Below are 7,554 nucleotides of genomic sequence, written 5' to 3'. Positions count from 1 at the left end.
CCTTTTCCCCATTTGCACTTACCCAGTTGAGATGTCAGCTCCTGCTCTTTACTAATATCAAAGGTGAGGTAAATGGTCATTTTAGATTTTCGTGGTGCAAAGCCTACATTAAACCATTCATATTCTTCTTTTCCGTTTTTTCTTTTGTACTTGTATTTACCAAAGCCAATAATAAAATAATCTCCCCAAATTTTGGGTTCGTAGCCTGTAATCTCAGACATTATTTTAATTAAGGTTTTACTATCGTTGCGTTTGGTATCGTTCTCAATACTTTCAATATAATCGGAAACATTTTTATTAGTTTCTTGTGTTGCTAGTGCTGCCATGACGCATTGTTTTTTGTTCACTTTAAATATAAAACAATTAGGCTATTTTTGCACTAAAAATCAACATCTATTGAAACTCAACACCTCTGAACTTAAAACGTTTTTAGACGAAAAAGTCCATCTCTATAACAATCCTAAATTTATTGAAAGCGACCCAATACAAGTACCACATCAGTTTTCTAAAAAAGAAGATATAGAAATTGCTGGTTTTTTAACCGCAACTATTGCTTGGGGAAATCGTAAGAGCATTATAAAAAATGCTAACAGAATGATGCAGTTTTTAGATCATTCTCCTTATGAGTTTATAACACAGCACAAAACCACAGATTTAGAGCGTTTACAACCTTTTGTACATCGTACATTTAATGGTAATGACTTTATACAATTTATTAAAAGCTTACAGCATATTTATAAAGCACATAATGGCTTAGAGGCTGTTTTTACTCAACATGCAAGGCCAGGTTCGTTGCAAAAAAGCATCCATGAGTTTAAAAACGTTTTTTTTGAAATTCCACATTTAGAACGTAGCAAAAAACATGTGAGCGATCCTTTAAAAAAATCGGCAGCCAAGCGTATTAATATGTATTTGCGTTGGATGGTACGTAACGATAATGCTGATGTTGATTTTGGCATTTGGAAAAACCTCTCCCCTTCTCAACTAAGTTGTCCTTTAGATGTTCACTCTGGTAATGTAGCTCGTAAATTAGGCTTACTAAACCGAAAACAAAATGATGCTAAGGCTTTAGCAGAATTAGATAATAATTTGCGTCAACTAGATCCAAATGATCCTGTAAAGTATGATTTTGCCTTATTTGGTTTAGGTGTTTTTGAAGGGTTTTAAATTCCTGCTTTCGCAGGAATTTCTATGTCTAAATCATCAATCTTAAAGTTATGAATTCTGGCAGATCATTCAGTATCGTAAAAAGATGTAATAGATTCTGAAACGAGTTTAGAATGACAAAGCAACACTAAAAAAGGCTCCCATATTTGGAAACCTTTTTTAGTATTATGAGATTCCTACTTTCTCAGGAATGTGCGCGTGTTATCCTTTTAACCAAGCAGCTCTTGTTGCTTTTTGTGCTTCAGTAGCATTCTCATCTTCTACTAAAGATTTGCTTTTAGCAGTAGCTTTTTCTAAAGTTCCTTTTAAAGCAATTACCTCTCCATCTCGCTCTATATCTAAGCTAAACTCTTGGCCTTCTTGCCATCCAAACATTCCACCAATAACTTGTTGTGCATTTTCAAGCGTTAGATCTTTTCCGTTTACCTTTTTAATTATATCACCTGCTTGCACACCTTGAGATGCCCAGAAAGAATTTTTCAATGCCATTGGCGAAAAGAAAATACCTTTATTTGGGTCACCATCAAAAATAATATTTTGTCCTCCTGCAAAAATATAGTTGGTTGGCACTTCTGTTTCTCCCATCTTTAAACCTACCATTTCAAAGAACTCATTATAATTAATTGGCACATCACCTACAACATGTGTGTTTAAGAAATCACCTATACTTGGGTAAGTCATCTCTATAATTTCTGCAATAATTTTGTCATCATCAAAAGGTTTGTCTTTTCCGTATTTAACAGACAATTCTTTCATTAAAGACAACATACTTCTATTACCATTACTTTCTTTTCGCATTAAAATATCAATACACATACCTATTAATGCTCCTTTCATATAAACATTGTAGTAATTGTGTGCATATGGCTCCTCTAATACGTTTTCACTCATCACAGTAAAACTCATTGCATCATCTAAGTTTTTAGATGTTGCTATTTTACCCATCATAGTGTTATAAAAATCTTTAGGCTCTACTAAACCTTCATATACCTGGAAGTGTTGTGCAAAATATTCCGTTACACCTTCGTACATCCACAAATGCTTAGAGAATGTTGGTTGGTTATAATCAAAATAGTGTACATCTTCAGAATGCACTGATAGTGGTGTTACAATATGAAAAAACTCATGCGCAACTACATCTATAATTGATGCTGCTAAACCTTCTTTACTAGACGATTCTGGTAAAACAACCACAGTAGATGTGTGATGTTCTAAAGCTCCCATTCCCTTTGGCGCAGTATCTGAACCATCGGATAAATACAAGTAAATATCGTAACGCTTTGTACTATTAATATCACCTAAATATTTCTTTTGAGCTTGCATCATCTTAAATACTGTCTCTTTTTGACTCGCAGCTGTATGCACTTTATTTGGTGAGTAAACGCTTAATACAATTTTAATATCACCAACCATAAACTCTTCTACGTCTAACTTACCATACATCATTGGATTGTCGGTAATCTCAAAATAACGCTGAGCGAAATAACTACTGGTAATAGACTTACCGTCTGCACTAGACTTCATACCTCTATCTTCTAAAGCAGAGGTTCTTACAAATGTTGCTGGTGCGGTAACATCTAAAGCATATTGGTTATTCTTCAACGAATCAAAATACCCAATAAAACCATGAAGATTTAGTACGTAATTATTCTCTTCTATGTTAGTACCAGCTGGCGAAAATGGGTTTTCTCCACCTATTCCACCTGTAGATTCAATATCAAACGTGTCATTAACATAGTACACTAACTTATCTAACTTTGTAGCATCTGCAATAGTCCAAGTATTTGTATCTACTTTAGTAACCTCAAGCGCGTTTCCATTATAATCTAAGGCTTTCATATCGTCTACATACTTCCCGAAATCACTAACAGAATATGTTCCTTGAATAATTCTTGGTATCCTGTAGGTCACTGTTTCTGTGGTAAAACGACCAGGATTTATAGTAACAGGCACTTTATCATCTACAACAGCCGTTAAATCTAAAGCGGTTTCAATAGGATTGTTTACCGCTAAATCATCTGCTTTTGGTTTAGCAGACCCACAGCCTACCATAATTACGCTTAAGCCAAGAATGGCTAAATAATTCTTCATGTTAAATTCAATTTTTACTCAATAATTGAGACTTAAATAATTCAAATACTGTTATGAATTATTGTGTTATTAATATAAATTTTCTCTGATTCCTAATTAAAGGCTGTTCACAAGACGCACAAAACTACAATCTGTTACGACTTAAAATCAAAAGGTTTTGTTAAATATATTTAATGTCTAAAAATCAAACTCCAAAGACTAAACCCCAAATAGCAAAGGTTAGATTTCAAAAAAACAAAACCTTAAACCTTAAATTTTAAACTTTGAATTTTAATATCTTTCCAACATGGTAAAAAATATTGTTAGTATTTTAATCCCTTTTAAGAACACAGAAGCTTTTATTTCTGAATGTGTAATGTCTATTGTAAATCAGACTTACACAGATTGGGAAGCCATTTTTGTTGACGACCATTCCGATGACACATCCTATGCTATTATTGAAGAATTCGCAAATAAAGACAATAGAATTAAGCTCTTTAAAAATAAAGGCAATGGCATCATTGAAGCTTTAAAGACTACTTTTAAAAACTCTAAAGGCAACTTTATTACTCGTATGGATAGCGATGATATTATGGCTACCAACAGACTTGAAGTTATGATAAATAGTCTTTTAGAACACGGCAAACAGCATCTTGCAGTTGGGCAAGTGAAGTATTTTAGAACAGATGGTCTTAGCGATGGTTATACACGTTATGAGCGTTGGATTAATACTCTAACTGAAACAGGAAATAATTATTCTGAAATCTACAAAGAATGTGTTATTCCTTCTCCTTGTTGGATGCTTCATCGTGATGATTTTATAGCTTGCGAAGGCTTTGAACCCAACCGCTATCCGGAAGATTATGATTTAACCTTTCGGTTTTACAAAGCTCAATATAAATGTATTCCTTGCAATGAAATACTACTCCATTGGCGTGATTACAGTACCAGAACCTCTAGAACACATGAGCATTACGCCATCAATTACTTTTTAGACATTAAGGTACATTACTTTTTAGAGCTAGACTATGACAAAAACCGACCACTGACTGTTTGGGGAGCTGGCAATAAGGGCAAAACTGTTGCTAAACTTTTAATTGAAAAGAACATTCCATTCCATTGGATATGCGATAATCAAAAAAAAATAGGTAAAGATATTTACGGTCAAAAACTATTAAATTTCACTTGTTTAGAACAGCTTAAAAATCCACAAAGCATTGTTACAGTTGCCAATGAAGAAGAACAGCTAGAGATTAAAAGTTATTTTAAAACACAAAGCATGAAATCTATGATTGATTATTTCTTTTTCTGTTAAAATTCTCAAAAGCAAAATGCCGTTATCTTTTTTCATTTTCTATATTTGAAGCTTAAGACCTATAAAGTTTTAAAATATAACAGGTCTATAAAATAAAAATGAATGCAGTTTAAACATCCCGAATTACTATACGCACTTTTTCTACTAATAGTTCCTATACTTATTCACCTATTTCAACTGCGTCGTTTTCAAAAAGTTAAATTCACTAATGTTAAGTTTCTTAAATCGGTTAAATTACAAACGCGTAAAAGTTCGCAGTTAAAAAAATGGCTGACTTTACTATCGCGTTTACTGCTTTTAGCCTGTGCTATTATAGCTTTTGCACAACCTTATATTCCGAATACCGAAGATTTTAATGAGTCGCAAGAAACTGTTATTTATTTAGACAATTCCTATAGTATGGAAGCTAAAGGTAAAAATGGTACATTGTTGAATGAAGCTATACAAGATGTTATAAACAGTTTACCAGAAGATGAAACTATTAGCTTATTTACCAACAATCAAACATATAGAAACACTACAGTTAAAGCTCTAAAAAACGATTTAATACAGCTAAAGCATTCTCCTACTCAACTTAATTATGATGCACTTTATTTAAAAGGAAAACAATTGTTTTCTAATGATGGTTCATCAACTAAAAATTTGGTTTTAGTGTCAGATTTTCAACAAAAAGGCAGTCCAATTACTTTTAAAGCAGATAGTACTGTAAACCTTAAACTGGTTCAGCCAAAATCTGCATTAATCAGTAATGTAAGTATAGATAGTGTTTACGTATCTAACACAACTGTTGAAACTTTAGATTTAGTCGTAAAACTATCTAACCAAGGAGAAGCCATAGATAATGTTACCATTTCATTGTTTAATGACGATACGTTATTAGCAAAAAGTGCTGTAGAAATTAACGATACAGCAGAAACCACATTCACTATTCCAAACAACATCGTGGTTAATGGGAAACTTGTTATAGATGATTTAGGCTTACAATACGATAATACGTTTTATTTTAACCTTAATAGCAAACCAAAGATTAAGGTTTTATCTATAAACGAAAACACTGAAGACAATTTCTTAAATCGTATTTACACTGAAGATGAATTTGACTATCAATCTTATAAGCTCAACGCATTAAATTTTAATCTTATTCCAGATCAGAATTTAATTGTTTTAAACGAGTTAGAAAGCATTTCTGATGCCTTAATTACAGCATTAAAAATGTTTAAAAATGACGGCGGAAGTATATTAACCATTCCATCAAATAAATCTACAAAAAATACTTACAATCAATTATTTACAGAAATAAAAATTTCACTTTTCACTCTAAAAAACAATACTAACAAACGAATAACAAGTATTAATTACAACCATCCGCTTTTGGCAAATGCTTTTTATTCTAAAGTGAGTAATTTTCAATATCCAAAAGTAGAAAATGCGTTCCGTTTTTCTTCAAACTCTAATAGTGTATTATCTTTTGAAGATGGTTCTAGTTTTTTAATTGGTAACTCTGGAAGCTATGTGTTTTCTTCTGCTTTAAATGAAGATAATTCTAACTTTAAAAATTCACCTTTAATAGTCCCAGTTTTATATAATTTAGGTAAGCAAAGCCTAAAGCTATCGCAACTCTACTACTCTATTGGTAAACCTAATACTATTGCGGTAAATGCTATCTTAAGTCAAGATGATATTTTAACTTTAAGTTCTGGTAAAACTTCTGTAATTCCACTTCAAAAAACCTATAGTAAATCTGTGGTTTTAGAAACTAATGATTACCCAAACACTGCTGGTATTCTTAATGTGAAAAATAAATCTGAGTTTCTACAAAACTTAAGCTTTAATTATAACAGAAAAGAAAGCAATCTTAATTACCATGACATACAATCCGTTACAGATATTTCTGTTAATAACAGCTTAGCTTCAACCATTAATGACATAAAAAGTAGCACAACTATTAATGCACTATGGAAATGGTTTGTTATTTTTGCGCTAGTATTTCTAATTATAGAAATACTTCTACTAAAATACCTTAAATGAACGCACTCATAAAATCTGCCACTATCGTTGATTCTAAAAGTGATTTTCACAACGAAACGGTTGATATTTTAATTGAAAAAGGTCGAATTTCTAAGATCTCAAAGCGCATTTCAAATCCTAATAATTACAAAGAAATTAAACTAGATAACCTCCATGTTTCCCAAGGTTGGTTTGATAGTAGTGTTTCTTTTGGTGAACCAGGTTACGAAGAACGCGAAACAATAGCAAACGGATTAAAAACAGCAGCACAATCTGGTTTTACAGCTGTGGCTTTAAATGCAAACTCCAATCCTGTGATTGACAGTTATCCAGATATAACTTTTGTGAAATCTAAAGCCCAGAATAATGCGACAAGCCTCTATCCTATTGGCGCATTAACCCATGCTAGCAATAGTACAGATTTAGCAGAGCTATTTGATATGAAAAATGCTGGAGCTATAGCATTTTACGACTATCAAAAACCTATTTCTAACCCTAATCTATTGAAAATAGCATTGCAATATGCTAGTAATTTTGATGCCTTGGTATGCTCTTTTCCGCAAGAGTCTAAGATTTCAGGATTAGGTGTTGCTAACGAAAACATTAATAGCACTAGATTAGGACTAAAGGGTAATCCTGCTTTGGCTGAAGAATTACAAGTTGCTAGAGATTTATTCTTATTAGAATATACTGAAGGAAAGCTACACATTCCAACAATTTCTACAGCAAAATCTGTGGAACTTATAAGACAAGCAAAAGCAAAAAAACTAAATGTAACCTGTAGTGTTGCTATTCATAATTTAGTACTTACAGACGATAGCCTCATTGGTTTTGACACACGATATAAAGTATTACCACCATTAAGAACTCAAAAAGATTGTGATGCTCTAATTGAAGGTTTAAAAGATGGCACTATAGATATGGTAACTACAGACCACAATCCTATAGATATTGAAGATAAAAAAGTAGAGTTTGATTTTGCTAAATACGGTACT

General features: G+C 32.3%; 6 protein-coding genes. 4 read left to right on the top strand and 2 right to left on the bottom strand.

Features of this window, described 5'->3' with window-relative positions; genetic code table 11:
• Positions 1 to 326 (bottom strand): DUF1801 domain-containing protein (locus tag N4A42_RS08170; RefSeq protein WP_294072600.1); only part of this gene is annotated, 326 nt, incomplete at its 3' end.
• Positions 327 to 396: 70 nt separating this feature from the next.
• Between N4A42_RS08170 and N4A42_RS08165 the strand changes: the two genes are divergently transcribed.
• Positions 397 to 1,167 (top strand): TIGR02757 family protein, encoded by a 771-nt coding sequence (locus N4A42_RS08165; RefSeq protein ID WP_294072597.1) that lies wholly within the window; start codon positions 397 to 399, stop codon positions 1,165 to 1,167.
• 201 nt (positions 1,168 to 1,368) lie between these two features.
• On the opposite strand, the gene N4A42_RS08160 is transcribed toward N4A42_RS08165, so the two are convergent.
• Complete coding sequence (locus N4A42_RS08160; RefSeq protein ID WP_294072594.1) at positions 1,369 to 3,258, bottom strand: peptidase M61; 1,890 nt, start codon at positions 3,256 to 3,258, stop codon at positions 1,369 to 1,371.
• A 286-nt stretch (positions 3,259 to 3,544) separates the two neighbouring features.
• Between N4A42_RS08160 and N4A42_RS08155 the strand changes: the two genes are divergently transcribed.
• The 3 genes from N4A42_RS08155 to N4A42_RS08145 form a co-directional block, all read left to right on the top strand.
• The gene (locus tag N4A42_RS08155; RefSeq protein WP_294072591.1) at positions 3,545 to 4,552 is read left to right on the top strand and encodes a glycosyltransferase family 2 protein; all 1,008 of its coding nucleotides are present in this window, start codon (positions 3,545 to 3,547) and stop codon (positions 4,550 to 4,552) included.
• Positions 4,553 to 4,654: 102 nt separating this feature from the next.
• On the top strand, positions 4,655 to 6,580 hold the full coding sequence (locus N4A42_RS08150) for a BatA domain-containing protein (RefSeq protein WP_294072588.1): 1,926 nt from the start codon (positions 4,655 to 4,657) through the stop codon (positions 6,578 to 6,580).
• Positions 6,577 to 7,554: dihydroorotase (locus tag N4A42_RS08145; RefSeq protein ID WP_294072585.1), on the top strand; the 978-nt coding region annotated here is incomplete at its 3' end. The genes N4A42_RS08150 and N4A42_RS08145, both read left to right, overlap by 4 nt.

The sequence above is a fragment of the Winogradskyella sp. genome (genome assembly GCF_025210595.1).
Taxonomy (GTDB): Bacteria; Bacteroidota; Bacteroidia; order Flavobacteriales; family Flavobacteriaceae; genus Winogradskyella.
Note: the sequence above shows the minus strand (reverse complement) of the source record. Positions and strands in the feature narration are given on the sequence as shown.

Excerpts from the sequence above, each read along its gene's own strand:
- N4A42_RS08155 (WP_294072591.1), top strand. The coding sequence starts at position 3,545 with ATGGTAAAAAATATTGTTAGTATTTTAATCCCTTTTAAGAACACAGAA.
- N4A42_RS08160 (WP_294072594.1), bottom strand. The coding sequence starts at position 3,258 with ATGAAGAATTATTTAGCCATTCTTGGCTTAAGCGTAATTATGGTAGGC.
- N4A42_RS08150 (WP_294072588.1), top strand. The coding sequence starts at position 4,655 with ATGCAGTTTAAACATCCCGAATTACTATACGCACTTTTTCTACTAATA.